Annotated in this window: 24 protein-coding genes and 1 tRNA gene; 12 read left to right on the top strand and 13 right to left on the bottom strand. The window is 68.0% G+C overall.

Features of this window, described 5'->3' with window-relative positions; all coding sequences use genetic code 11:
* Positions 1 to 78: 78 nt before the first annotated feature.
* The 5 genes from GGQ96_RS17385 to GGQ96_RS17405 all read right to left on the bottom strand — a co-directional run bounded on the left by GGQ96_RS17385 (position 79) and on the right by GGQ96_RS17405 (position 7669).
* Complete coding sequence (locus tag GGQ96_RS17385) at positions 79 to 621, bottom strand: PEPxxWA-CTERM sorting domain-containing protein (protein WP_184116701.1); 543 nt, start codon at positions 619 to 621, stop codon at positions 79 to 81.
* 27 nt (positions 622 to 648) lie between these two features.
* A complete protein-coding gene (locus GGQ96_RS17390) occupies positions 649 to 2175 on the bottom strand; it encodes a TolC family outer membrane protein (RefSeq protein ID WP_184116702.1) in 1527 nt (508 codons plus the stop codon).
* A 218-nt stretch (positions 2176 to 2393) separates the two neighbouring features.
* Positions 2394 to 5012, bottom strand: a complete 2619-nt coding sequence (locus GGQ96_RS17395) for a S8 family serine peptidase (RefSeq protein WP_184116703.1) — start codon at positions 5010 to 5012, stop codon at positions 2394 to 2396.
* A 78-nt stretch (positions 5013 to 5090) separates the two neighbouring features.
* Complete coding sequence (locus GGQ96_RS21705; protein ID WP_184116704.1) at positions 5091 to 6779, bottom strand: S8 family serine peptidase; 1689 nt, start codon at positions 6777 to 6779, stop codon at positions 5091 to 5093.
* Positions 6704 to 7669, bottom strand: coding sequence for a S8 family serine peptidase (locus GGQ96_RS17405; protein WP_184116705.1), 966 nt, complete (start codon positions 7667 to 7669; stop codon positions 6704 to 6706). The genes GGQ96_RS21705 and GGQ96_RS17405 overlap by 76 nt, the downstream gene beginning before the upstream one ends.
* 783 nt (positions 7670 to 8452) lie before the next feature.
* Here GGQ96_RS17405 and GGQ96_RS17410 point away from each other — a divergent pair.
* Together GGQ96_RS17410 and GGQ96_RS17415 are read left to right on the top strand one after the other, a co-directional pair.
* Positions 8453 to 9235 (top strand): SDR family oxidoreductase, encoded by a 783-nt coding sequence (locus GGQ96_RS17410; RefSeq protein WP_184116706.1) that lies wholly within the window; start codon positions 8453 to 8455, stop codon positions 9233 to 9235.
* A 40-nt stretch (positions 9236 to 9275) separates the two neighbouring features.
* Entirely contained in the window at positions 9276 to 10025 is a 750-nt protein-coding gene (locus tag GGQ96_RS17415) for a dienelactone hydrolase family protein (protein ID WP_184116707.1), read from the top strand.
* Positions 10026 to 10353: 328 nt separating this feature from the next.
* Here the strand turns inward: GGQ96_RS17415 and GGQ96_RS17420 are convergent, their stop codons facing one another.
* The gene (locus tag GGQ96_RS17420; protein ID WP_221240034.1) at positions 10354 to 10887 is read right to left on the bottom strand and encodes a flavin reductase family protein; all 534 of its coding nucleotides are present in this window, start codon (positions 10885 to 10887) and stop codon (positions 10354 to 10356) included.
* A 385-nt stretch (positions 10888 to 11272) separates the two neighbouring features.
* Here GGQ96_RS17420 and GGQ96_RS17425 point away from each other — a divergent pair, with 385 nt between their 5' ends.
* Together GGQ96_RS17425 and GGQ96_RS17430 are read left to right on the top strand one after the other, a co-directional pair.
* The gene (locus tag GGQ96_RS17425) at positions 11273 to 11656 is read left to right on the top strand and encodes a hypothetical protein (RefSeq protein WP_184116709.1); all 384 of its coding nucleotides are present in this window, start codon (positions 11273 to 11275) and stop codon (positions 11654 to 11656) included.
* 55 nt (positions 11657 to 11711) lie between these two features.
* Complete coding sequence (locus GGQ96_RS17430; RefSeq protein WP_184116710.1) at positions 11712 to 12794, top strand: extracellular catalytic domain type 1 short-chain-length polyhydroxyalkanoate depolymerase; 1083 nt, start codon at positions 11712 to 11714, stop codon at positions 12792 to 12794.
* Positions 12795 to 13040: 246 nt separating this feature from the next.
* On the opposite strand, the gene GGQ96_RS17435 is transcribed toward GGQ96_RS17430, so the two are convergent.
* Together GGQ96_RS17435 and GGQ96_RS17440 are read right to left on the bottom strand one after the other, a co-directional pair.
* Positions 13041 to 13127: transfer RNA gene (locus GGQ96_RS17435), tRNA-Leu, on the bottom strand.
* Between the two features lie 99 nt (positions 13128 to 13226).
* The gene (locus GGQ96_RS17440) at positions 13227 to 14021 is read right to left on the bottom strand and encodes a zinc-ribbon domain-containing protein (protein ID WP_184116711.1); all 795 of its coding nucleotides are present in this window, start codon (positions 14019 to 14021) and stop codon (positions 13227 to 13229) included.
* A 146-nt stretch (positions 14022 to 14167) separates the two neighbouring features.
* On the opposite strand from GGQ96_RS17440, the gene ftsE reads away from it, so the two are divergent.
* Genes ftsE through GGQ96_RS17460 form a run of 4 tightly spaced genes read left to right on the top strand, consistent with a single transcriptional unit; the run spans position 14168 to position 16957 of the window.
* A complete protein-coding gene (gene ftsE / locus GGQ96_RS17445; protein WP_184116712.1) occupies positions 14168 to 14869 on the top strand; it encodes a cell division ATP-binding protein FtsE in 702 nt (233 codons plus the stop codon).
* Positions 14866 to 15744: a cell division protein FtsX gene (locus GGQ96_RS17450; protein ID WP_184116713.1), complete on the top strand. Its 879-nt coding sequence runs from the start codon at positions 14866 to 14868 to the stop codon at positions 15742 to 15744. Before ftsE ends, GGQ96_RS17450 begins: the two co-directional genes overlap by 4 nt.
* Positions 15741 to 16271: an ElyC/SanA/YdcF family protein gene (locus GGQ96_RS17455; RefSeq protein ID WP_184116714.1), complete on the top strand. Its 531-nt coding sequence runs from the start codon at positions 15741 to 15743 to the stop codon at positions 16269 to 16271. Before GGQ96_RS17450 ends, GGQ96_RS17455 begins: the two co-directional genes overlap by 4 nt.
* On the top strand, positions 16268 to 16957 hold the full coding sequence (locus tag GGQ96_RS17460; protein WP_184116715.1) for a 1-acyl-sn-glycerol-3-phosphate acyltransferase: 690 nt from the start codon (positions 16268 to 16270) through the stop codon (positions 16955 to 16957). The genes GGQ96_RS17455 and GGQ96_RS17460 overlap by 4 nt, the downstream gene beginning before the upstream one ends.
* A gap of 7 nt (positions 16958 to 16964) precedes the next feature.
* Here GGQ96_RS17460 and GGQ96_RS17465 read toward each other — a convergent pair whose 3' ends face one another.
* Positions 16965 to 17321 carry a hypothetical protein gene (locus tag GGQ96_RS17465; protein ID WP_184116716.1) on the bottom strand — a complete coding sequence of 119 codons (357 nt, stop codon included), beginning with the start codon at positions 17319 to 17321 and terminating at the stop codon, positions 16965 to 16967.
* 126 nt (positions 17322 to 17447) lie between these two features.
* On the opposite strand from GGQ96_RS17465, the gene GGQ96_RS17470 reads away from it, so the two are divergent.
* Both GGQ96_RS17470 and GGQ96_RS21805 read left to right on the top strand, forming a co-directional pair.
* Positions 17448 to 18326: an SIMPL domain-containing protein gene (locus GGQ96_RS17470; RefSeq protein ID WP_246360691.1), complete on the top strand. Its 879-nt coding sequence runs from the start codon at positions 17448 to 17450 to the stop codon at positions 18324 to 18326.
* A gap of 136 nt (positions 18327 to 18462) precedes the next feature.
* Positions 18463 to 19299: a 2OG-Fe(II) oxygenase gene (locus GGQ96_RS21805; RefSeq protein WP_343059105.1), complete on the top strand. Its 837-nt coding sequence runs from the start codon at positions 18463 to 18465 to the stop codon at positions 19297 to 19299.
* Positions 19300 to 19366: 67 nt separating this feature from the next.
* Here the strand turns inward: GGQ96_RS21805 and GGQ96_RS17480 are convergent, their stop codons facing one another.
* From GGQ96_RS17480 to sucC, 3 genes are all read right to left on the bottom strand, one after another.
* Complete coding sequence (locus tag GGQ96_RS17480; protein ID WP_184116717.1) at positions 19367 to 20296, bottom strand: FAD-binding protein; 930 nt, start codon at positions 20294 to 20296, stop codon at positions 19367 to 19369.
* A complete protein-coding gene (locus GGQ96_RS17485; protein ID WP_125996725.1) occupies positions 20293 to 21042 on the bottom strand; it encodes an electron transfer flavoprotein subunit beta/FixA family protein in 750 nt (249 codons plus the stop codon). Before GGQ96_RS17485 ends, GGQ96_RS17480 begins: the two co-directional genes overlap by 4 nt.
* A 190-nt stretch (positions 21043 to 21232) precedes the next feature.
* Positions 21233 to 22432 carry an ADP-forming succinate--CoA ligase subunit beta gene (gene sucC / locus GGQ96_RS17490; RefSeq protein ID WP_184116718.1) on the bottom strand — a complete coding sequence of 400 codons (1200 nt, stop codon included), beginning with the start codon at positions 22430 to 22432 and terminating at the stop codon, positions 21233 to 21235.
* Between the two features lie 134 nt (positions 22433 to 22566).
* On the opposite strand from sucC, the gene GGQ96_RS17495 reads away from it, so the two are divergent.
* A complete protein-coding gene (locus GGQ96_RS17495; RefSeq protein WP_184116719.1) occupies positions 22567 to 23112 on the top strand; it encodes a sterol desaturase family protein in 546 nt (181 codons plus the stop codon).
* A 166-nt stretch (positions 23113 to 23278) separates the two neighbouring features.
* On the opposite strand, the gene GGQ96_RS17500 is transcribed toward GGQ96_RS17495, so the two are convergent.
* Positions 23279 to 24214, bottom strand: a complete 936-nt coding sequence (locus GGQ96_RS17500; protein ID WP_184116720.1) for a ribose-phosphate pyrophosphokinase — start codon at positions 24212 to 24214, stop codon at positions 23279 to 23281.
* Positions 24215 to 24302: 88 nt separating this feature from the next.
* Here GGQ96_RS17500 and GGQ96_RS17505 point away from each other — a divergent pair, with 88 nt between their 5' ends.
* Positions 24303 to 25631, top strand: a complete 1329-nt coding sequence (locus GGQ96_RS17505; protein WP_184116721.1) for a glutamate--tRNA ligase — start codon at positions 24303 to 24305, stop codon at positions 25629 to 25631.
* The last annotated feature ends 314 nt before the right edge of the window (positions 25632 to 25945 follow it).

Below are 25945 nucleotides of genomic sequence, written 5' to 3' on the forward strand. Positions count from 1 at the left end.
GGTGCGTGTCTGATCCAAAAGCGGGCCGCCAGGGGGGACCGGAGGCGACGCGCGCCGCCCCCGGCCGAAATCCGCCGATCAGGCGTAGCGGACGGTGACCTGCGTCCGGCGACGGCGCAACGCACCGCCGACCAGTGCCATGCCCAGGATCGCCAGCGCCCAGGTCGAGGGTTCGGGGATGGCGGATGCGACCTGCGCAACGGTCAGGGTGTAGGAGCCGGTGCCGTTATTGCCGGTGAAGGCGAAGGCCCCGGTCTTCCAGGTCGGCGTCCAGGCCGGGCCGGTATAGGTGCCGGTGTAGAGCTGCGCGCCATTGGCCAGGATCGCGAGCGGATCCTGGACCGACACGTCATTGTCCCAGATCGTCAGGCCGCCGCCATTGCCCGCCGAGAAGAAGTCCAGATAGGCGATATCGCCGACCGAGCCTGGGAAGGTGCCGGCGACATCGGCGATGCTGAAGCCCTGATTGGAGGCCGAGACCAATTCCGCCGTGTCGGACAGGATCCAGCTGGCGCTATAATCGCCGGTGACCGTGAAGCGGAAATCGGCGGCCGAGGCGGCGGCAGGGCAGGCGACCGCAGCGAAAGCGGCGGCGGCGGCGAGCGTCAGATTGTACTTCATGGCTTTCTCCTCCTGTTGATTCAAAGACTAGCGATCAGACCGGCCCTCGACCGGAAAGGGCAGGGCGCGCGCCAGCGTGGCGCCCTCGCCAGCCGCGGCGGGCAAGGCGGGGGCGAAGCGGACGTCGGTGCCGGCGGCGGGCACCGGCGCGGGTCGCGAATGGCCGCTCGACACTTGGAGCCGGTCGAAGGCGCGGACGATCGGCACGAACGGCCCGACCTGCGCGGCCTTTTGCCGACGCAGGTTCTCGGCGGCGTCGTAGCGGGGCGCGGCGGGGGTCAGCGCGGCGGCATCGAGCCGGCCGAGTTGCGCCAGCAGCAGCGCCTGCCCGGTGTAGAGGCCGAAGCGCGCATTGGCGAGCAGCACCTGCGCGTTGAGCAGCCGCTGTTCGGAATCGATGAGCTCGAAATTGGAACGGAACCCCTCGGCGAAGCCGCGCCGCACGCCGTCGAGCGCGACGCGGGCGGCAGCCACCGCCGCCTCGCCGCTGGCGATCTGGCGCTGCGCGGTCACCGTCTGGTTCCAGGCGTTGAGCAGCCCGGCGGCGACCGAGCGCCGCGTGTCCTCGACCTGGTACGCCGCCGATTGCTGGGTCGCGATCGCGGCGCGGACGCGCGATCCGATCACGCCCTGGCCCAGGATCGGCATCGTCACCGTGATCCCGCCCGACAGGGTGCGGCCCAGGTCGCGGGTCTGGAAGCCCAGCGGATTGACATAGCCATAGCTGCCCTGCGCGCTGATCGTCGGATTGCGTTCGGCCCGTTCGGCGGCGATGCGGTGGCGGCTGGCCTGTTCGGTCAGCACCGCCTGCCACAGCAGCGGGCTGTCCTGCGCGGCGGCGTGATAGGCGGCATCAATCGACGTGGGTAGGCCGGGCAACGGCGGCGGCGCGGCAAGTGTGCCGGGATTGCGCCCGACCAACGCCGCGAAGCGCGACCGGCTCTGCTCCAGGCTGGCCTGAGTCTGGGCCAGCGCGGCGCGGATGATCAGCAGCTGCGCCTCGGCCTGGGCGATGTCGGTCTTGGTCAGGTCGCCTTCGGCCTCGCGCGCCCGGGCCTGCGCCACCTGGCGCTCATAGGAGGCGACGGAGCGCGCCTGGATTTCGGCGAGCGCGTCGTCGCGCCGCACCGCCATATAGGCATCGACCACTTGGTAGAGGATCTCGTTCTCCGCCTGGCGGAGCCGTTCGCGGCCGGCGAGCACATCGGCCTCGGCGGCGGAAAGCTGCGCGGCGGTGCGCCCGCCGCTGCTCAGCAACTGCCCGACCGACAGCGACGTGCCCATCGATCGCTGCTCGAACCGTGCGAATCCGGTATCGATCGCGCTGCGCTGGAGCCGGTCATTATAGCCGATCGTCGCGGTCAGGCCGGCGCTCAGCCGATAGGGGGCACCGGCTTGGATCACGCTTTCGTCCAGCGCGCGAAGCTCGGCACGCTGCGCCTGGAGCTGGGGGTTGTTGCGATAGGCGTCGGCGATCGCATCGACCAGCGTCTCGGCACGAACCGGCGCGGTCGCACAGAGCAGGATCGACACGGCGCCAACGAAACGAAGCAAGGATCATTCTCCAGATCAAGGGAAGGACGCGCGCCCCGGCGCTGTCCGTCGTCGACTATTCGCGATATATTCAGATGCTATTGGCGGACCCCCGTATCATCAACCAGGTTTTTATCCTGGATTATCCTTTTAAGTTCTCGAAACGGGACATATGTCGCGCGGACGTACTCGGGCCCCGAGGTCCGGGCGGTCGATCCTGCCACCCGGACCCGTATTGCTCAGGCGAAGAGCTGGACGCCGCCGCTCATCGAGCCGGCCATGCTGTCGTAGAGGTAGAAGCCGCTATCGAACGCATGGGTGACGCCCGTCGCATCATGCGCGCTCGATGGGGCGGCATTGTCGTTCGCCGTGCCGCTCGACGCCGCCACGATCTGGTCGACCAGCCCGGCGGCGGTGGCGGCAGGGGTGGCGGCCGATTCCAGCACCACCTTGCCGGCGGTCGCGGCCGCCTCGGCGACATAGGCATACCAGTAATAGCCGTCCTTCTGGCCCAGCGACTGGAGCGTCGCCCCTGCCTCGTCGGTCAGCAGCACCGTGCTGCCGCTGGCGGTGCCGTCGAGCAGCAGCGTGGCGTTGGCGCCGACCGTCAGCGTGCCGTCGCTGCCGACGCCCTTCAATGCCTTCGACGTCTCGATGATGTCGCCCAGCGACCAGTCGAGGATGGTGTCCTTGCCGCTGCGCGCGTCGAACACGAACCGGTCACGGCCGGCGCCGCCGAACAGCGTGTCGTTGCCCATGCCCCCGTTCAGCACGTCGTTGCCGCGCATGCCGTACAGCGCATTGTCGTAGCGGTTGCCGATCAGCACGTCGTTGCCGTCGCCGGTCACCGCATTCTCGATCACGCTGGTGCGACCGATGGTGAAGGCCGTCTGGCCGCCGAAGCTGGTCGACTGGCCGGCGACCAGCGACAGGGCCACGTCCTTCGACACCGCCGCCGCATTGATCCAGTCGGTGCCGCCATCGGTGTCGCTCAGCACCCGCCGGCCCGCCTCGCCATCGATCGCGGCCATGGTGAAGAACTCGTTCGTGTAGCTGTACACGTCGTCGGTCGTCGGGGCCGCCCCGTACAGGTCCATCTTCAGGCTGTGGACGGTCAGGTCGGCGGTGGCGATCGCCGGCCTGCCGTCGCGATCGGTCGCCGTGGCATAGGTGGCGAACTCCAGGGTCCACGTCCCCTTGCTGAGCACGCCCTGGAAGTTGGCCAGCCCGAAGGTGAATTCCTGCGCGCCGCCGACACTGGTCCAGTTGCCGGGCACGGACGTGAACATTTCCGTACCGTCGGGCGCGATCAGCCCCAGTTGCGTGATCGCCATGGCGGAGGTGTAGACCAGCGGGGCGCGGCCGTGATCAGCGTCCTCGACCTTCAGCGTGCAGGTGAACCGCAGCGTCAGGTCGACATTCTCGACCTTGATCGCATCACCGACCTCGAAGCTGAAGCGCACCGGCTCCCTAGCGAACCCCATCTGCGCGCTATGGTCGACCGATGATCCGTCGGTCGCGCGCGCGGTCGGATCCCCCGCCACGGTCTTCCCGACCTCGGTCGTGATTGCCGCATGAACCTCGTTGGCGGAGGTCTTGGCCGGCCCGAACAGCGACCAGACCTCGGCCATCCGGACCGCCGCATAGGCGTCGACCGCGCCATAGCCATAGTCATTGCTGTAATGCAGGCCACCACCGTTCACATGCCCGGCCAGGCCGCCGATTGTGAAATGGCGCTCGTTCAGCGCCACATCATATTCGCGGCCATTATAGGTGCCGACATAGGAGACCGGCCCGGTCTCGAACGCGATCGGCATCTTCGCGGATTGCGCCAGGATCGTGCGCACGTCGCGCCAACCCAGGCCGTCATTGGCGCTCAGCATCAACGTCGCCACGCCCACCACCAGCGGCCCCGAGCCCGACGTGCCGCCGAACGCGTTGGTATAGTCCGACATCGCCAGGTTCGGGTCATCGTCGTTCAGGTCGTCCCACCAATTATATCCGGCCCCGCCGAGCAGGTCGGTCGTGACGAGCCCGGTGCCGCCGAGAAACGGCCGGTCGCTGGACGGTGCCGAGATCATCAGGTTCGGCCCGCAATTGCTCCAGCTCGAGGCGACGCCGTCGATCTGGCGATAAGCGGCCACATTGATCAGGTAGCGTGAGGTGATGCTCGAATCGCGCTGGCCGTCCCAGGCGTAATTGCCCGCCGGCTTGACGGTGATCGTGCCCAGCCCGTCGCGACCCTGTTCGGCCAGATAGGCATAGCCTTCGTTATAGCCCCGGGCCCAGCCGCCCTGCGATCGCGAGTTCCAGGTCGCGATCGCATAATTGTCGGGGCGCGCATATTCGCAATTGAGCACGTCATACTGGCTGGCGCAGGCCTTCAGCACCGCGACGAAGTTCCAGCCATCGACATTGGTCGGAGCGCTCCAGTCGAAGACGTTGATCGGCGTGAACTTGGCGCCATAAGCCACGCCCACCCCGCCGCGGCCGTTGCGGGCCGCCGAGACCAGCCCCAGCGCGGCGGTTCCGTGATCGGCCCAGAAATTCGCGCCCGAGTACACCCGGCCATCCAGCACCAGGCTGTTCGCCGCGTCGTAATTGGCGGACAGGTCCCAATGCTCGACCTGGGCGCCGGTATCGAGCGGGGCGACCCGGATGCCCTGCCCGGTGAAGTCCGCCCAGATCTTCACCATGTCGCCGAGATAGCCAAGCTGCCATTGCAGCCCCAGTTCGGGATCGTCCTTGCCGGTATCGTAGATCGGCATGCTGATCGTGACGGCTTTGCCGGTAGTCCGGTCGTAGGAGACGTTCCTGGGTGGATCGGAACGCGACGTCGATAGGCTCTGCATGGTCATGATGGCCCTCCCATTGCTGTCGTGATCATCGTCGCGGCCCGCGCCCCTCGACGACGGACCGCCCCCCTCTCCCGCCGATCAGGCGAAGAGCTGGACGCCGCCGCTCATCGAGCCGGCCATGCTGTCGTAGAGGTAGAAGCCGGTATCGAGCGCATGGATGGACACCGACGCGTCGTGCGCGCCTAAGACGGCGGCATCGTCGTTCACCGCGCCGCTGCCGCTCGACGCAGCGACGATCTGGTCGACCGTGCCGGCGGCGGTGGCGGCGGGGTGGCTGGCGAATTCCTGCACCACCTTGCCCGCGTTCGCGGCCGCGTCGGCGACATAGGCATACCAGTAATAGCCGTCCTTCTGGCCCAGCGACTGGAGCGTCGCCCCCGACTTGTCGGTCAGCAGCACCGTGTTGCCGTTCGCCGTGCCGTCGAGCAGCAGCGTGGCGTTGGCGCCGACCGTCAGGATGCCGTCCGAACCCACGCCCTTCAACGCCTTGGACGTCTCGATGATGTCGCCTCGCGACCAGTCGAGGATGGTGTCCTTGCCGCTGCGCGGGTCGAAGATGAAGCGGTCGCTGCCGCTGCCGCCGAACAGCGTGTCGTTGCCCATGCCGCCGTTCAGCACGTCGTTGCCGCGCATGCCGTACAAGGCATTATTGTAGCGGTTGCCGATCAGCACGTCGTTGCCGTCGCCGGTCACCGCATTCTCGATCACCGTGTCGCGGTCGATGGTGAAGGCCGCCTTGCCGCCGAAGCTCGTGGTCTGGCCGCCGACCAGCGACAGGGTCACGTCCTTCGACACCGCCGCCGCGTTGATCCAGTCGGTGCCCCCATTGGTGTCGGTCAGCGTCCGGCGATCATCCTCGCCTGGGATCGCCGCCATTTTGAAGAACTCATCCGTGTAGGTGTAGACATTGTCGCTGGTCGGCGCCGAGCCGTACATGTCCATCTTCAGGCTGTGGATCGTCAGTTTATTCAGCGTCTCTGAAAAACCAAAGAACAATTCGTTGTACACCGAGAATTGCAGCGTCCAGGTTCCCTTACTGTCGACGCCGTGGAAGTTAGAGAAGCCGAACTGGAAATGGTTGTCCTTTGAAGATGCCTGGTACCCGCCTTCACCCAGCGATGTGAAGGATTCGGTGCCGTCGGGTGCGATCAGCTTGAACTGGACACCGGCAAGATCAACAAAGTAATCCTTGCCGGCAGCCTGCATGACGTCGGTGAAATCGATCGCCAGATCGACATGCTCGAGATTGATGGAGTCGCCCACTTCGAACTGGAAGCTGAGCGGCGCGTTGATGAAGTCGTGCTGGCGATCATACCAGTCGATGTCGACCGGCGCGTTCGTTCCGGCCATGGTCAGGCCCACCGTGGCGGCGACGGACGCATGAACCTCGTTGTCCGACACCTTGGCCGGTCCGAACAGCGACCAGACTTCGGCCATGCGCACCGCGCTATAGGCATCAACCGCGCCATAGCCATAATCGGTGCTGTAGTGCATGGCGCCGCCATTCCAGGTGGCGGCATGGCCGGCCAGTCCGAACTGGCGTTCGTTCATCGAGGACGGCGGATCCGTCTCGCCATTAGTGGAGTCGATGAGGAACACCGGCCCGGTGTCATAGGCGATCGGCATCTTCGCCGAAGCGGCGAGGATGTTGCGCACGTCCCGCCAGCCAAGCCCGTCATTGGCGTCGAGCATCAGCGCGGTGACACCCGCCACGATCGGCGTCGCCCCCGATGTGCCGCCGAAGCTGCCGGTATAGTCCGCCGGCATGCTGGCATTGCCGCTGAAATATAGCCGCGCCAGCCGAGCAGGTCGGTCGTCACCAGACCGGTGCCGCCATACACATATTTGTCGCTGGAGGGTGCCGAGACCAGCAGATAGGAGCCGTTGTTGCTGTAGGACGAGGCCACGCCATCGATCTGGCGATAGGCGGCCACGGTTATCACATGGCGGTCGTTATTGAGCCCGTCCCCGGTCCCGTCGCGGCCGTCATTGCCCGCCGCCTTGACGAAGATCGTGCCCAGACCGTCTCGGCCGTTATCCGCGATAACCCGGACCGCTTGCGACTGCCCCCAGAAATAGCCCCCCACCGTGTCGCGCGAGAAAATCGCGCCGCCGAAAGCCTGGTCGAAGCCCCAGCTATTGCTGATGACGTCAAAGCGCCCGCCCAGGGAAATAGACCATGGCAGAAAGGAGGCATCGGATTTTTCGTCGAACACGTTCACGCCGGTCAGACTGGCGCCATAGGCGACGCCGACGCCGCCGCGGCCGTTGCGCGCCGCCGCGATCAGGCCGGCGCAGGCCGTGCCGTGCGCGCCATCCTCCGGATCGTTGGAGGTGAACACCGGCTCGCCGCTCAGCACATTGCCGTCATCGTCGACCAGTTGCTTGGACGTGTCCATGTTGGCGGCCAGGTCCCAATGGGCAGCTTGCACGCCGGTATCGTAGACCGCGACGCTGACCCCCCTGCCGGTATAGTCCTGCCATATCTTGGAGATGTCGCCGAGATAGCGCAGATGCCATTGCACCGCGACCTCGGCGCCGCCATAGCCCGTCGCGTAGAGGTTCATGCCGAGACCGACGGCCTTGCCGGTCTTCGCGTCATAGGACACGCCGGTCGGCGGATCGATATCGCTGGTGGCGTTGGTCTGCGTGGTCATCGAAGCGCTACCTCTTTTGAATGAAGTCCCGGAGTTCACCTGTGGCATGCGGAGCCTTGTTCCGATCCGGGTCACGACTCCCTGATCGGGGCGACGGCATCGCCCCGGAAAGCACGTCCTGGCTCAGTATTCGTCCCGATCGACCGCGCTTTCTCCCGCGCCATCTCTCGGGACGCAGCATCGTCCCGTCCTGCTTATCCCGAATCATTCAATGATGGAGGTCACGCCAGCATCAATGACTCGACGACGACTATCCCTCTACATGAACGAACGGTTTGGGTTTTCTGCTGCTGTTGGACGGGAATAAGTCAGTTTCGCTAATCCATGTCAAGCAGGAGGCGGAAGGGCTGCCCTCGACTGCCGCACAGGTCCATGATCGATGACGTCGGATGCATCAGATGATTTCGTGCAGCAAAAGCAGTAACTTGCGAATTACTTTCGCGGATCCGGTGGCTCTCGTCCGCACCTGGGCGAGAAGTGACAATATTTTCAAAAGGATGACATGATAACGGCCAGACTTCGGCCCGAGAGGTTCAATCGCCCTCGTCCTATCACACTGATCCATAATGAAGATTTTTCACCCGCTCAGCCGACGATCCTGCACCGCAAAAGCGTTGATTTAATTTAACGACTTATCCACTTGAATCCGCCCCAAAACGGGACGCGATCCCACCTTGCATGGGCGGTCAAGATCGTATCAACGGTCACGGTTTTGCCTCCCGCAGATGCTGGCGGGAACCGCCAAACTGCGGCAGAGGAGCGCGACCCATCGAAGGAGCGATCATGGATCTGGGAATTGCCGGCCGCACCGCTATCGTCTGCGCCTCCAGCCACGGGCTGGGCCGCGCCTGCGCCTTCGCGCTTGCCCGCGCCGGCTGCAGGCTGGTGGTGAACGGCCGCGACGCGGGCGACGGAGCGGCGACCGCCGCCGCGATCCGGGCGGAGACCGGCGCCACCGTCACCTTCGTGCCCGGCGACCTGGGCGACGCCGATGTCCGCGCCGCGCTGGTCGAGGCGGCGGGCGGCGCGGTCGACATCCTGGTCAACAACAATGGCGGCCCGCCCGCGCGCGATTTCCGCCAGCTCGACGGCGCGGCGATCCATGCCGGGGTGGAGGCCAACATGGTCGTGCCGATCGACATGGTCCGCCGCACCGTCGACGGCATGGCCGAGCGCGGCTGGGGACGCATCCTGTGCATCACCTCCGCCTCGGTGAAGCAGCCGCTCGCCGGGCTCGACCTGTCGAGCGGCGCGCGGATTGGCCTGACCGGTTTCCTGGCGGGCGTCGCACGCCAGGTGGCGGGCTCGGGGGTGACGATCAACTTCCTCCTGCCGGGCGCCTTCGCCACGCGGCGGATCGACGCACTCAATCGCACCGCCGCCCAGGCCGCCGGCATCGCGCCAGAGGAGGCGCTGGAGCGCCGCCGCCGCGCCATCCCCGCCGGACGCCTGGGCGAGCCCGACGAGTTCGGCGCGACTTGCGCCTTCCTGTGCTCGGACCGGGCGGGCTATATCACCGGCCAGTCGATCCTGATCGATGGCGGCGCCTATCCGGGCGTGCTGTAGGGGGCGGGTCCCCGACCCTCCAAGCTTACGGACTACGACCATGATCCTGCGCAGCGACGAATTTGAAGACGTGCCCAGCGCCGATGGCGGGGTGATGCGGACGCATCTGTTCCGCCCCGCCCTGCCCGGCCGGTTTCCCGGACTGGTGCTGTTCTCCGAGATCTACCAGGTGACCGCGCCGATCCGCCGCCTCGCCGCCTATATCGCCGGCCATGGCTATGTCGTCGCGGTGCCGGAGGTCTATCACGAACATGAAGCGCCGGGCACCGTGCTCGCCTATGACCAGCCGGGCACCGATCGCGGCAACGCGCTGAAGATCACCAAGCCGGTGGCGGGCTTCGACGCGGATGCCGGGCTGGCGCTCGACCTTCTGGCCGCGCACCCCGCCTGCACCGGGCGGCTGGGCAGCGTCGGCGTCTGCCTGGGCGGGCATCTTGCCCTGCGCGCGGCATTCGATCCGCGCGTGGCGGCTGCGGCGCTCTTCTACCCCACCGATGTCCATTCGGGCACGCTGGGCGCGGGCCGGCAGGACGACAGTCTGGCGCGGCTGGACGAGCTCGGCGGCGAGACGCTGTTCGTCTGGGGCCGGCAGGATCCCCATGTCCCCTTCGCCGGCCGCGAAACGATCCGCGCCCGGCTGGAAGCGGTCGGCGCGCGCTACGAATGGCATGAGGTGAACGCCGCCCACGCCTTTCTGCGCGACGAGGGTCCCCGCTACGACCCGGCGCTGTTCGCCCAGGCGACCGGATGGATGTTCGCCCTGTTCGCGCGCACGCTGACCGGCGGCTGAGCCGGGTCAGGGGATGAGATGCGATTCCGGCTTGTCCGCCTTCTTCATCGTCACGGCCATCACCACCGGGGTCAGCACCGTCGCGGCGGCCAGGCATCCGATCAGGATCTCGACATAGATCATGGGCAATCCTCTCCCCGAACCTGTGGTTCTGTTGGAGAGAGGATGCTGCGCTCAATTCTTGCCACTGGCAAGAAGAGTCTGACAGAATCTTGACGAATCATGATGATTTTTCATCATCTTCGCAGATGCGGCAGAGTTGGCGGCGTAGGGCGCCGGCTTTTGCGCCGGTACTTCGCCGCAGCTGCGAACACTTCGACCGAACAGCTCAGTCGCGCGGATTGAGGACGGCGGAGGCGAAACCGCCATCGAGATAGAGCATGGCCGGCGCATCGGCGCGCGACCGCATCGCTCCGACTCGACCGATCAGGATGCTGTGCGTGCCATAGTCGTGCAGGTCGTCGAGCGCGCATTCGAACGCCGCGACCGCATCGTTGAGCAGCGGCTGTCCGCCCGGCCCGTCCGTCCAGGCACCCTCCAGGAAGCGCGCCGCGCCGTCCAGCCCGCGCCGCGCCGAGAAGATCGCCACCGTCTCCGCATGGTCGGCCGCGAGCAGGTTGATGCTGAACGCCCGCGCATCCGCGACGATCGGATGCGCGCTCGACCGCCGGTTGATGCAGGCGAGCAGCATCGGCGGATCGGCGCACAGCGAGTTCCAGGCGGTGGCGACCAGCCCGGTCCGCCGCGACCCCTGCGCCGTCGCGACGATCGCCACCGCGCCCGGCACCAGCCGCATCTGCTGCAGGAATCGCGCCCGGATCGCGTCCTCGGCGGCAGGGTCGGCAATCGGGCTCTGGGCCAAGGGAAACTCCGGGGAACGGGGGCGATCGGTCATGACCCTTACCAGCTTGGGTGGCGCTTGGAAGAGCGACGCGCCACCCTCTGACGGTCGGGCCACCGCCGACGACGACCAGTCGCCCGATGTCCCGGCCGCCTCCCTTGGGCTCGACATGACCGCAGACGTCGCCAAGCACCCGCGTCGAGCCGTCGCCAGTCCGCAAGCACGGGCGGCACGACCATGCCGAAAAGGTCGAGACAGGAAGAGGATCTTGGTCGCCGCGGCTCTTGCGGCGTGAACGACAACAATAACGGCACGATCAACACGGCGCTGGACGCGTTTGGCTATGACGGCGGTGCCTTCGCCTACAGCCAGGTGTCGAGCGCCGACATCCCAGGCCTGTCATCCCATGCGAACGAGCCCGTCGACGCCCCCCGCATGCTGGAACGGCATCGCCGATGTCGGCATCCATGCCGGCGGTGGCGGCAGGAACCGCATCGGCAACCAAACGACCTTCTACGAAATCGATGCGCGGGACCTCGACCACTTCCCGCTGATCGCCTCGGGCGGTTCGACCGCGACGGTGTTCGCCACCGTGGTGGCGGCGGTGCCGGAGCCGGCGGCGCGGCGTGGCGATCCGCTACGTCTGATCCGATCGCGGCCGCAGGAGGAGCGGCACGGGAATGAGGGTCTGCCGGACGCTGCTTGGCGGCCCTTTCGCATAGGTCCGGCGGGGTCGGACGCCATGCCCGGCGGCCGGCTTATTGTGCAATGCAGCATGAGACCCATATAGGCTTGTCTGGCAGGCCGCCGCGATGCACCCTGGCCGGCCGGTCGAGGAGCCTGTCATGCGCAACCTTTCCGATACGCTTTCGCGCCTGGCGCAACAATCCGGCCTGACCATGCCCAGTGACGGCGCCGATGACCGCCTGGCCGAACTGACCGGATTCGGCAGCAATCCCGGTGCCTTGCGGGCGCGCTGCCATGTCCCGGCCGACCTGCCGGCCGATGCGCCCCTGGTCGTCTGCCTGCATGGCTGCACGCAATCGGCGAGCGTCTATGACCGGGGCACGGGCTGGTCGACGCTGGCGGAGCAGGCGGGGTTCGCGTTGCTGTTCCCCGAGCAGCGCCGCGAGAACAACGCCAATCTCTGCTTCAACTGGTTCGTCCCCGCCGACATCGCCCGTCATGGCGGCGAGGTGGAGTCGATCGCGCAGATGATCCGGGCGATGGTCGCGCGACACGGACTGGACCCGGCGCGCATCCATGTCACCGGCCTGTCCGCCGGCGGCGCGATGACCGCCGCGATGCTCGCCGCCTGGCCCGAATTGTTCGCCAGCGGCGCGATCTTCGCCGGCCTGCCCTATGCCGCCGCCGCCACCGTGCCGCAGGCGCTGGACCGGATGCGCGGCCATGGCCTGGCCGACGACGCGGCGGCGGGCGCGGCGGTGCGCGCCGCCGCGCCCAGGTCGGCGCGACGGCCGCGGGTGGCGATCTGGCACGGCACCAGCGATTCGACCGTGGTGCTGGCCAATCGCGACGCGCTGACCCGGCAGTGGCTGGCGGCGTACGACCTGCCGCCGGCTCCCGCGACGACGGAGGCCGATCGCAACTGGTCGCACCGGGTCTGGCCCGGTCCGGACGGCGCGCCGCTGGTCGAGGAATGGACCATCACCGGGCTGGGCCACGGCGTGCCGATCGACCCGCATGGCCCGGACGCGCTGGGCGCGGCGGGGCCGCACATGATCGATGTCGGCTTGGCGAGCACGCTGCGATTGGCGCGGGACTGGAGCCTGATCCCGGCCGGGCACGCGGCGGCGGAGCGGCCCGCCCCCCGAGCGAGCGAGCCCGGTTTCGATCCGCTGAAGGTCGCGGGTGGCGTGCAGGCGACGATCGAGCAGGCGCTGCGCGCGGCGGGGCTGATGCGCTAGCGTCGGTTTGGAACAGCAGGACAGCGAACCGAAGCGAGCCCCGCTCCTGCGTCCGCACGGCGTCAGGCTTTCCCAGGCTGTGAGCGACGCCTTTAGTAGCTCCAGGCTCCTGCGTTCGCCGAAGCCCGGGTCGACACCGTCTCATGGCCGAAATGTCGCATGGACATCGGCATCGGACCCCCGACGCCCTCTCGCTGATACATAGTGCTGATCCGGCTCGGCCGGCGTCCCCGATGGCAGGGGAGATGGTGCGGTCAAGAAGACTCGAACTTCCACGGCCTTTCGGCCACAACGACCTCAACGTTGCGCGTCTACCAATTCCGCCATGACCGCACATGTCAGAACACCGGGCGACCCGGCATTCGGTAGGCGGGTGCCTTTAGCAAGGCATCCGTTCCCCCGCAACTCCCCCCGATGCGATTTTCTCGGGCCTCAGCTACCCTCGCCGACGAAGCTGAGGTCGAGCTGGCGCGAATTGGCCGGCACGTCGAGCTTCGCGGAATTGAAGTCCAGGCTGGCGCCGGGCGCAAGCATCCGCCGCTGCGGCGTGATCGTCCAGCTATAGACGGTGCGTCCCTTGGTGCCGGGCGCGTCCTTCAGCTCGACCAGTATGTCGGGCACGCGCTGTTCGCCGCCGGTCGGATTGACCACCTGCCCGCTGACCGCGAACAATTCGGAGCCGTTCTCCAGTTCGCGCCGCTCGACCGGCCCACGCACGAATCGCAGCGGCGTCTGATCGGGACCGAAGGCGAGGCCGATGCGGCTGGCGAGGCCGGGTGCGCCCGACCACAGGATCGCGCCCGCGCCCACCAGCATCAACAGCCCCGCCAGCACCGCCAGGATCGTCCAGCGCCGCGCCGGATTGCGGCGCGGGCGGCGGGTCTGCGGACGCTGGACATGCGCGTCATAGCCGCCGGGCGGCGGCACGATCGGCGGCGGCGGCGCGAAGGGACGCGCGGGCGCCGGCGCAGCCCAGTCGTCGCTGCCCGGGGCAATCGTCGGCGCGGCCGGCGGCGCGACCGCGGGCGCGGGATCCTGATGCGCGGGCGCCTCCGCCCCCGCCGCGACCAGGTCGGGCATCAGCGGCGATGGCGGGGCGTCGGGCGGCGGCAGCTGCTGGAACCAGCTGTGCCGGCAATTGGCGCAGCGGACGGTCCGCCCCTCCGCCCCAATCGCACTGTCGGGCACCAGGTAACGGGTGCGGCATTCGGGACATTCGAGGATCATTATGGATGCACGCTTCGCCGATGAGCCACCCCCCGTGGCACGATCCGGCCGATGTGCCATGCCGTTGCCGCGCGTGGCAAGCGTTCAAGCATCGCAGCCACCGGCTTGAAGCGTCGCGACGGGCATGTAATGGCCTTTTCCCATCCATGGCGACGATCGTGCAGTTCGAAAATGTCGGCTTGCGCTACGGCTCGGGCACGGAAACGCTGAGCGACATCAGCTTCTCGCTGCAATCCGGCGCATTCTATTTCCTGACCGGGGCGAGCGGCGCGGGCAAGACATCGCTGCTGCGCCTCATGTACCTGGCGCAGCGGCCCAGCCGCGGCATCATCCGCCTGTTCGGCGAGGATGCGGTGGTGCTGCCGCGCGATCGGCTCCCCGGCTTCCGCCGCCGCATCGGCGTGGTGTTCCAGGATTTCCGGCTGGTGCCGCATCTGTCCGCCTGGGACAATATCGCGCTGCCGCTGCACGTCGCCGGCATGCCGGTTGCCGAGATCAACGAAGCGGTGCGCGAGATGCTGGCCTGGGTCGGCCTGGCCGACCGGGCGGAGGCGCGGCCGGCGACGCTGTCGGGCGGCGAGCAGCAGCGCGTCGCCATCGCCCGCGCGGTGATCGCCCGGCCCGAACTGCTGGTCGCCGACGAGCCGACCGGCAATGTCGATCCGGAAATGGCCGACCGGCTGATCCACCTGTTCGGCTCGCTCGGCAAGCTGGGCACCACCGTGGTCGTCGCCACCCACGACCTGCACCTGCTGACCCGCCTGCCCCAGGCGCAGATGATGCGGCTGGACCGCGGCCGGCTGCACGATCCGACCGGCCTGCTGCGTTTCCCGACGGCGGCGGCATGAGCGAGAATCGCACCGCGCGCGTGCTGGACGAGGCGCGCGGCCTGCGCGCCATGGTGTGGGTGATGGCGATCATGCTGTTCCTGACCGTGCTGGCGGCGGCGCTGGGCCTGGGCACCGCCAGTGCCGGCCGGTTGCTCGACCGCCAGCTCGCCGGGCGGCTGACCGTGCAGCTGGTCGGCGGCGACGCGCGGGCGAGCGACGCCGCGGCGGGCGCGGTGCTGGCGCGGTTGCGGCGGATGCCCCAGGTGACGCGCGCGGTCGCGGTGCCGCGCGCCGATCTGGTCCGGCTGCTCCGCCCCTGGCTGGGCGAGGCGGCGGAGGACGGCGAATTGCCGGTGCCGGCGATGATCGATGTCGACCTGCGCGATGCCGACGACGCCAGCGTGGCGCGGGTCGCGGGACAGGTCCGCGCGGCGAGCCCGCTGGCGCGCGTCGACCGGCACCAGAGCTGGATGTCGCCGGTCAGCGGGTTGATGCGGACGCTGACCTGGCTGGCGGCGGCGCTGGTGGCGCTGCTGGCGCTCGCCACCGCGATCGTCGTGGTGCTGACCGCGCGGGCCGGGCTGGAGGCGCATCGTGGCACGATCGAGGTGATGCACATGCTCGGCTCGACCGACGTGCAGGTCGCCCGACTGTTCCAGCGGCGGATCGTGCGCGACGCGGCGATGGGCGGGCTGGTCGGCACCGCCGCCGCCATGGGGATGACCGCCCTGGTCGGCGGGCAGGTGTCGCGGCTCGGCTCCGAACTGCTCGGCGGCATCCTGCTCGCGCCGCTCGACTGGGCGTTGCTCGCTGCCTTGCCCTTCCTGTTCATGGGCGTCGCGACGCTGGCCGCGCGCTGGACCGTGACCCGCGCCTTGCGGCACAATCTGTGATCGCGCGGCTCTTCGCCTTCGCCACGATCGGCTGGTGCCTGGGCTTCGCGGCGTTCATGCTGCTGCTCCCCCGCCCGCTGGAGGGGAACACCACCGACGCCATCGTCGTGCCGACCGGCGGCGCGGGGCGGATCGATCGCGGGCTCGAACTGATGCGCGACCATCAGGCGCGCCGGATGCTGGTGACAGGCGTCGCGCCGGGGGTCCGCGCCGCCGACCTGGCGCGCACCTATCCGGGATCGGCGGCGCTGTTCGCCTGTTGCGTCGACCTAGGCGCCGAGGCGGTCGATACCCGCTCCAACGCCGAAGAGACGGCGGGCTGGGTCCAGCGACATGGCTATCGCAGCATCCGGCTGGTCACCTCCGACTGGCATCTGCCGCGCGCCCGGATGGAGCTGGCCGCCGCGCTCGGCCACCATGTCGTGGTGCTCGGCGACGGGGTGCCGGGCACGCCGCGCCTCGCCACGCTGGTCAATGAATATAACAAATTGCTCCTGCGCCGCATCGCCCTATGGATCGGCCTGTGATCCTGCTGCGCAACCTCGTCTTCGCCCTGTTCTTCGGCATCGGCTCGGTCGTGATCGTCGGGCTGGCCCCGGTCTCGGCGCTGTTCGGGCAGCGCGCGATGATCCGCCACGCCACCGCCTGGACTCGCTTCCACCACCAACTCGTCCGCTGGGTGCTGGGCATCCGCGTGGCGGTGGAGGGCGAGCGACCGAGCGGCCCGGCGCTCTATGCCGCCAAGCACCAGGCGATGTGGGAGACGCTGGAGCTGCAGATGCGCCTTGACGGCGCGGCGATGGTGCTGAAGCGCGAGTTGGCGGACATCCCGGTCTGGGGCTGGGCGGCGTTGCGCTATGGCGCGATCCCCGTCGATCGCGAGGCCTCGGCCGCCGCGCTGCGCCAGATGATCAAGGACGCGCGACGCGCCAGGGCGCAGGGCCGCTCGGTGCTGATCTTCCCGGAAGGCACCCGCGTCGCTCCCGGCGAGACGCCGCCGCTGAAACCCGGCTTCGCCGGCCTCTACGGCGCGCTCGACATGCCCTGCGTGCCCGTCGCAACCGATAGCGGCCGGTGCTGGCCCCGCAAAGGGCTGAAGCGGCCGGGCGTCATCACGCTCCGCTACGGCGCGGCGGTGCCGCCCGGCCTGCCCCGGCGTGACGCGGAGGCGCTGATCCATGCCGGGATCAACGCGCTGGAACGCCGCGCCTGACCCCGGCTCAGCCCTTGGGTTGGGTGCGCGGCAGTTCGGACGGGTCGGTCACGATGGCGATGCCGTCGGCATTGATCGCGACCAGCCAACGCGTCCGCTTGTCGCAGGTCACCGCCCAGGTGGGTGCGTTGTTGATGCTGCCGACCTCCTGGGCCTGGGTCACGTCCTGACAGTCGCGGCCGCTGTCGCGGACCGCGCGCAGGAACACGCCATTCTGCTGGCCCGGCGGCAGGGCGCGGATCTTGGCGACATAGTCGCCCTCGGGCACGCTGACGGTGTTGGTCGCGACGGCGGCATCCTGCCGGGGCGATCCACAGGCGCCCAGCATCAGCAGCGCGGCGGCGGGCACGAGCAAACGGGTCATCGGTCCTCCTGTTAGCCTATGTCAACGCGAGCCTAGCCCGCGGGTTGCCGCACGGCATCCTCGAAATCACTAGGCGGCGGTGCACCGCTTGCCTAACCTGGACGAAAACCAGGGAAGGACATGGGGATGCGGCGAATAGCGATGGCGACGCTGATGGTGGCGGGACCGTTGTCGGGCCTGGCGGCGCCGGCCCGGGCGCAGATTCAGCCGCCCCCCGCCGACATCGGCGCGCGCTACATCCCCGCGCCCTGGTGGATGCGCGAGCCGGTGATCGCCTCGCTGGGTTCGGTGCGGGTCGACCTGCCCGCCAATCGCGCGCGCTTCACCGTCCGGTTCAGCGCGGTCGAGCGCGAGTCGACGGCGGCGGCCGCCGCCGCGACGCGCAAGGTCGCCAGCCTCGACGCCGCCCTGCGCGCGACCGGCGCCGACCGGGTGCGGCTGACCACCACGCTCGGCACCCGCCCGCTCTACGACCAGTATCGCGACAAGGCCGGCAATCTGGTCGACAACGAACGCGCCGACCGCATCGACCGCTATGAGGTGACGGCGACGATCGAGATCGAGGTGCGCGATATCGCGGCGCTCGAATCGACCTATAACAGCGTGCTGGCGGCGCAGCCGACCTCGATCGGGACGCTGTTCTTCACGCTGGAGCCGGACAACAGGACGCGCGCCGCCCTGGCCAACGAGGCGATTCGCGACGCCACCCGCCGCGCCCGTACCGCCGCCGAGGCGAGCGGCGCCCGGCTGGGCCAGGTGAAGATCATCGATCCGACCGCGCGCGTCTGTCGCACCGACGTGCTCGCGGGCTGGCCCAGCTATAGCGGCGGGACGCGGCCGACGCTGGTCGAGGCGGAGCAACTGGGAGAGGGCGCACCGCCGCCACCGCCGCCGCCAGCGCCGCCGCCGCCGCCCGGCAGCGGCCAGACCGCGGCCCGCGTGACGCTTCAGCCGCCCGTGCGGTCGCTGGACGACGAGGCCTGCGTGGTGTTCGCGCTGCTCTGATTGAAGAAAAAATCGGAGCGGATCGCGGCTTCAGTGATTTTGTTCCATGACGGTGCTAATTTTTTTCGACCGCCCGTTGCCGGTTATTTTCAGCATTGTTACTATCCTCGAGCATTAACAATGGAACAGGGCGGCAGTGGCTGAACTCAATTTCTCGGGTGCCGGCTATAGCCGGTTCGACCATCAGCAATGCGGCGAGGTCGGCCACCGCCATGCCGCCGCCTATCAATCCGCCGCACCGTTCCCGCACATCGTTATCGATGATTTCCTCGACAAGGACATGCTGCGCGACGTCGCCCATCATTATCCCAGCACCGATGGGCGGACCTTTTTCGATCGCAGCCAGGAGCGGTTCAAGTTCCAATTCGGTCCGGACGCGATCAGCCATCCCGCCACGCTGAACCTTCTCGCTGAACTCAACAGCCTGGCCTTCATTTCCTTTCTGGAAAAGATGACGGGAATTTCGGGCCTGATCCCCGATCCGTATTTCTCCGGCGGCGGTCTGCATCTGACCCGGTCGGGTGGCCATCTGGGCGTCCATGCCGACTTCAACATCCACAGCCAGCTCAAGCTGGAGCGCCGCCTCAACCTGCTGGTCTATCTCAATGACGACTGGAATCCCGAATTCGGCGGCGAGCTGGAACTGTGGGACACGAAGATGACGAAGTGCGAGGTCAGCGTCGCCCCGATGCTCGGTCGCGCCGTGGTCTTCAGCACGACACTGGACAGCTATCATGGTCAGCCCAATCCGCTGACCTGCCCGCCCGATCGCGATCGCCGTTCGATCGCCACCTATTATTATACGGCCTTCACCGAGGGTCTGGATGCGGTGCCGCAGCGCACCACCAATTTCCGCAGCCGTCCCGGTACGACCGACAAGAAGGACCGCCAGGTCGCGATGAATCATCTCATCACGGACTGGGTGCCGCTGCGCCTCCAGCATTATGCACGGAAGCTCAATCGCTTCCAGTAAGCGCCGCCACGCTGGCGGCGGAGAAACGGGCCGGCTCGGCGTCGTACGCCAGCCGGCCCTTCGTCGTTCACAGCTTCTCGGTCAGTTCCGGCACGACCTTGAACAGGTCGCCGACCAGGCCGAGGTCGGCGACCTGGAAGATTGGAGCGTCCTCGTCCTTGTTGATCGCGATGATCGTCTTGCTGTCCTTCATGCCGGCCAGATGCTGGATCGCGCCCGAGATGCCGACCGCGACATAGACTTCCGGCGCCACGATCTTACCGGTCTGGCCGACCTGATAGTCGTTGGGTGCATAGCCGGCATCCACCGCCGCGCGGCTGGCGCCGACGCCCGCGCCCAGCTTGTCCGCCAACGGGTCGATCAGCGCATGGAACTGCTCCTCCGAGCCGAGCGCCCGTCCGCCCGACACGATGATCTTGGCGCTGGTCAGCTCCGGCCGGGCATTGGCCGCGATCTCGGATCCGACATAGGAGGAAAGGCCCTGCTCGCCCTTGGACGCCACCGGCTCGACCGTGCCCGCGCCGCCCTCGGCCGCCGCCTTGTCGAAGGCGGTCCCGCGGATCGTCAGCACCTTCTTCGCGTCCGACGACTGGACGGTGGCGATCGCGTTGCCGGCATAGATGGGACGCGTGAACGTGTCCGGTCCCTCGACCGACAGCACTTCCGACACCTGCATCACGTCGAGCAGCGCGGCGACGCGCGGCGCGATGTTCTTGCCGGTGGTGGTGGCGGCGGCGACGAAGGCATCATGATGGCCCATCAGGTCCACGACCAGCGGCGCGATGTTCTCCGCCAGCGCATGGGCATAGGCGGCATCGTCGGCGACATGGACCTTGCCGACGCCGGCGATCTTCGCCGCCGCCTGCGCGACGCCGTCGACCCCCTGCCCCGCGACCAGCAGATGCACCTCGCCCAGCTTCGACGCGGCGGTCACCGCGGCGAGCGTGGCATCCTTGACGGCCGAACCGTCATGCTCGACCCAGACCAGCGTCTTCACTTCGCCACTCCCATCGCCTTGAGCTTCATCACCAGTTCGTCGACATCGGCCACCTTCACGCCGGCCGAGCGCTTGTTCGGCTCGGCGACCTTCAGCGTCGTGATGCGCGGCGTCACGTCGACGCCGTAATCGGCCGCCGTCTTCTGCGCCAACGGCTTGGACTTGGCCTTCATGATGTTGGGCAGCGAGGCGTAGCGCGGCTCGTTGAGGCGAAGATCGGTGGTGACGATCGCCGGCAGCTTGAGCGCGTCGGTCTCCAGCCCGCCATCGACCTCGCGGGTGACGGTGGCGGTGTCGCCCGCGATCTCGATCTTGGAGGCGAAGGTGCCCTGCGCCCAGCCGAGCAGGCCCGCCAGCATCTGGCCGGTCTGGTTGTTGTCGTCGTCGATCGCCTGCTTGCCCAGAATGACGAGCTGCGGCTGCTCCTCCTCGACGATCTTCGCCAGGATCTTGGCGACGCCGAGCGGCTCGACCCGCGTTTCCGCAGTGACCAGGATGCCGCGATCGGCGCCCATCGCCAGCGCGGTGCGGATCGTCTCCTGCGCCTTGGGCTCGCCGATCGACACGACCACGATCTCGGTCACGCCGGCGCGATCCTTCAGCCGGATCGCCTCTTCCACGGCGATCTCGTCGAACGGGTTCATGCTCATCTTGACGTTGGCGAGATCGACGCCCGTGCCGTCCGCTTTCACGCGCGGCTTCACATTATAGTCAAGCACCCGCTTGACCGGCACCAAGACCTTCATCGAGCTTCCCTCTCACAATTTTTACAGGGCGACATTGCCCATCATGTGGCGGTTTCGCGTGGTTTTCGCAAGTCCGGTATGGGACACGCGGTTGCCGTAGCGGCAGATGCGCATCCCGTCCCCGGCTCAACGAAAAAGGGCCCGGACGTTTCCGCCCGGGCCCCATTCACCATGGCCGGAGCCGACCGAATCAGGCGACCTTCTTCACCTCGGCGACGATCTTCTGGGCAGCGTCGCCCAGGTCGTTGGCGGGTACGATCGCCAGGCCGGAATTGGCCAGGATGTCCTTGCCGGCCTGCACGTTGGTGCCTTCCAGCCGGACGACCAGCGGCACCGACAGGTTCACTTCCTTGGCGGCCGCGACGATGCCCTCGGCGATGATGTCGCAGCGCATGATGCCGCCGAAGATGTTGACCAGGATGCCCTTCACCGCCGGATCGCTCAGGATGATCTTGAACGCGGCGGTGACCTTCTCCTTGTTGGCGCCACCGCCGACGTCGAGGAAGTTGGCCGGGAACATGCCGTTCAGCTTGATGATGTCCATCGTCGCCATGGCCAGGCCGGCGCCGTTGACCATGCAGCCGATGTCGCCATCGAGCTTGATATAGGCCAGGTCGTACTTCGACGCCTCCAGCTCCATCGCGTCCTCTTCGGTGGTGTCGCGCAGCTCCATCAGGTCCTTGTGACGGAACATGGCGTTGCCGTCGAAGCCGACCTTGGCGTCGAGCACCATCAGCTTGCCGTCCTCGGTGACCGCGAGCGGGTTGATCTCGATCTGCTCGGCATCGGTGCCGAGGAACGCGGCGTAGAGCTTGGACGCGACATTGGCCGCCTGCTTGGCGAGGTCACCGGTCAGCTCCAGCGCGGCGGCGACGGCGCGGCCGTGATGCGGCATGAAGCCGGTCGCGGTGTCGATGTCGATCGAGTGGATCTTCTCGGGCGTGTCGTGCGCCACGGTCTCGATGTCCATGCCGCCCTCGGTCGAGGCAACCATGGAGACGCGACCGGTCGCGCGGTTGACGAGCAGCGCCAGGTAGAATTCCTTGGCGATGTCAACGCCGTCGGTCACGTACAGGCGGTTGACCTGCTTGCCGGCGTCGCCGGTCTGGATCGTCACCAGCGTGTTGCCGAGCATCTCGGTGGCGTGCGCGCGCACCTCCTCAGCGGTCTTGGCGAGGCGCACGCCGCCCTTCGCCTCGGGCGCCAGTTCCTTGAACTTGCCCTTGCCGCGGCCGCCGGCGTGGATCTGCGCCTTGACGACAAAGAGCGGCCCGGGGAGCTTGCCCGCCGCCTCGACCGCTTCGTCGACGCTGAGCGCGGCATAACCCGCGGGGACGGGAACGCCGAACTTCGCCAGCAATTCCTTCGCCTGATATTCGTGAATGTTCATGGGCCGCCTCGCCTTATGCTATGCTACGGGTAGGACAGGCGGCCCTTCGCACATGCGGCCGGGCAAATCTACCCCGTCCGCGCATCGTCGCCCAAGTCTTGTTGCAAACGCATCGCAATATATATGGAATTCACATGAGCTGGCCGATCGGCATCGCCCTCTTCCTCCTGACCGTGATCGGCATGGAGGGTTTCGCCTATGCGATGCATCGCTGGGTGATGCACGGACCCGGCTGGTTCCTGCACGCCAGCCATCACCGCGCCCGTGCCGGCCATTGGGAGTGGAACGACCTTTATGCGGTGATCTTCGCGGTGCCGTCCTTCGTGATGATCTTCGGCGCGATGCAGCTCGGCTGGTGGCCGGGACTGGTCTGGGTCGGCGCGGGCGTGGCGGCCTATGGCGCGATCTATTTCGGCTTCCACGACGTGATCGTGCATCAGCGGATCCCGACCCGCTACCTGCCCAAGTCGCCCTACATGAAGCGCATCGTCCAGGCCCATCGCCTCCACCATGTCGTGGAGACCCGCGAGGGCAATGTCAGCTTCGGCTTCCTGGTCGCGCCCGACCCGGCGGGGCTGAAGGCTGAACTGAAGCGCCGCCAGCGCGCCGGCGTACGCGGGCCGCGTAGGGAAGCCCTGGGTTCACGTGAAGACGCGAAGACGCGGCGGACGGATGGCTGAGCCGAAGCTTACCCCCTAGCTGTTCCGCGGCGACGGCCGGGGTCCAGTTGGGGGCCGATGGCGACGACGCGCAGCGTACCTTCATGACAGCCTTCCCAACTGGGCCCCGGCCTTCGCCGGGGAACGGAGAAGGGAAGCGAATCCCCCTCCGCCTCTTCGCGCCTTCTCAGTCGAACAGGCTCGACACGCTGGTCTCGTCCGCGATGCGCTTGATCGCCTCGCCGAGCAGCGGCGCGATCGGCAAGTGGCGGATCTTGTCGGTCGAGCTGATCGACTCGTGGTTGCCGATCGAATCGGTGATCACCAGTTCGCGCAGCGCCGATCCCGCGACCCGCGCCACCGCGCCGCCGGACAGCACGCCATGCGTGACATAGGCAACGACATCCTCCGCCCCCGCCGCGCGCAACGCCGCCGCCGCGTTGCACAGCGTGCCGGCCGAATCGACGATATCGTCGATCAGCACGCAGAACCGGCCCTCGACGTCACCGATGATGTTCATCACCTCCGACTCGCCGGCCCGCTCGCGCCGCTTGTCGACGATGGCGAGCGGCGCATTGTCGAGTCGCTTGGCAAGCTGGCGGGCGCGGACCACGCCGCCGACGTCGGGCGAGACGACCATCAGGTTCTGCCCCTCGAACCGCGCCAATATGTCCGCCGACATGACCGGCGCGGCATAGAGATTGTCGGTGGGGATGTCGAAGAAGCCCTGGATCTGCCCGGCATGGAGGTCGACCGACAGGACACGGTCCGCGCCCGCCACGGTGATCAAATTGGCGACCAGCTTGGCCGAGATCGGCGTGCGCGGCCCCGGCTTCCGATCCTGCCGGGCATAGCCCATATAGGGGATCACCGCCGTGATGCGCCGCGCCGACGCGCGCTTCAGCGCGTCGATGATGATCAGCAGCTCCATCAGATTGTCGTTGGCGGGAAAGCCGGTCGACTGGATGACGAACACATCCTCGCCGCGCACATTCTCCTGGATCTCGACGAAGATCTCCTCGTCGGCGAAGCGGCGGACCAGCGCGTCGGTCAGCGGCAGTTCGAGATAGTCGCCGATCGCGCGCGCGAGCGGCAGGTTGGAATTACCGGTAATCAGTTTCATGGTGATGACTCCCCGCGCCTCGGGCGTGCCCTTAGGCCCCAAGGGCGGGTAGCGGAAGGGGCGTCGGCACCTTAGAGGACGCGGTACGATGACCACGACCCGCTTCGCCCCCTCGCCCACCGGCCGGCTCCATGTCGGTAACATCCGCACCGCGCTGCATAATTGGCTGTGGGCACGGAAGACCGGCGGACGGTTCCTTCTGCGCATCGACGACACCGACGCGGAGCGATCGGAGGAGCGATTCGTCGAAGCGATCCGCGCCGATCTCGCCTGGCTGGGGCTGGAACCCGATGCGGAAGTCCGCCAGTCCGCCCGATTCGCGCTCTACCAGGCGCGGTTCGACGCGCTGGTCGCGGCCGGCCGCATCTATCCGGCCTATGAAAGCGCGCAGGAGCTGGACCTGAAACGCAAGGTGCTGCTCGGCCGGGGGCTGCCGCCGGTCTATGATCGCGCCGCGCTGCGCCTCACCGCGGCCGAGCGCACCGCGCTGGAGGCGGAGGGGGTGCGCCCGCACTGGCGCTTCCGGCTCGATCACGACATGCCGCTCGCCTGGGACGATCTGGTGCGGGGGCCGCAGAGCTTCGATCCGGCGACGATGAGCGATCCGGTGGTGCGCCGCGCCGATGGCTCGTGGCTCTACATGCTGCCATCGGCGATCGACGATATCGACATGGGTATCAGCCATGTCGTGCGCGGCGAGGACCATGTCTCCAACACCGCGCTGCAACTCCAGATGTTCCAGGCGATGGGCGCGACCGCGCCTGCGTTCGCCCATGCCGCGCTGCTGACCGGGGCGGAAGGCAAATTGTCCAAGCGGCTGGGATCGCTCGGCGTCGATCATTTCCGTGCGACCGGCATCGAGCCGCAGGCGGTGCGGGCGTTGCTCGCGCGCATCGGCACCAGCGATCCCGTGGAACCGGTCGCCGCCATGGCGCCGCTGCTCGACGGCTTCGACTTCGCCCGCTTCGGCCGCGCGCCGGCGCGGTTCGACGAGGCGGAACTGGCGCAAGTCAGCGCCCGGATCGTCCACCAACTGCCGTTCGACCTGGTGGCCGACCGACTGCCGGCCGGCATGGACCACGCCGCCTGGGCGGCGGTGCGCCCGAACCTGGAGCGGGTCGCCGACGCGGCCGACTGGTGGCAGGTGATCGAAGGGCCGCTCGCGCCCGCCGACCTGGCCGAAGAGGCGGAATATTGCGCCCAGGCCGCGGCAGTGGCCGAAGCGCTCGATTGGTCCGCCGATCCCTGGCACGCGCTGACCGGCGCGCTCAAGGCGTCGACCGGCCGCAAGGGCAAGGCGCTGTTCCTGCCGCTGCGCCGCGCATTGACCGGCCGCGACCATGGTCCCGACATGGCGGCGCTGCTGCCGCTGATCGGGCGGGAGCGAACGGTAGCCAGGCTGCGCGCGGCCGGCTGATCCGCCGGCCCTCATCGGACATGGGGGAGCGGGCTGCACGCGCCGGCCGCACCGGCGGCCTGCACCCTGGACGCAAGCAAGACCCGGCAAGCGGGAGCTTGGGGGTTTTGAGCGAACGGTAGCCAGGCTGCGCGCGGCCGGCTGATCCGCCGGCCCTCATCGGACATGGGGGAACGGGCTGCACGCACCGGCGGCCTGCACCCTGGACGCAAGCAAGCCCCGGCAAGCGGGAGCTTGGGGGTTTTGAGCGAACGGTAGCCAGGCTGCGCGCGGCCGGCTGATCCGCCGGCCCTCATCGGACATGGGGGAACGGG

Origin of the sequence: Sphingomonas abaci (assembly GCF_014199625.1) — a bacterium.
Lineage (GTDB): Bacteria > Pseudomonadota > Alphaproteobacteria > Sphingomonadales > Sphingomonadaceae > Sphingomonas > Sphingomonas abaci.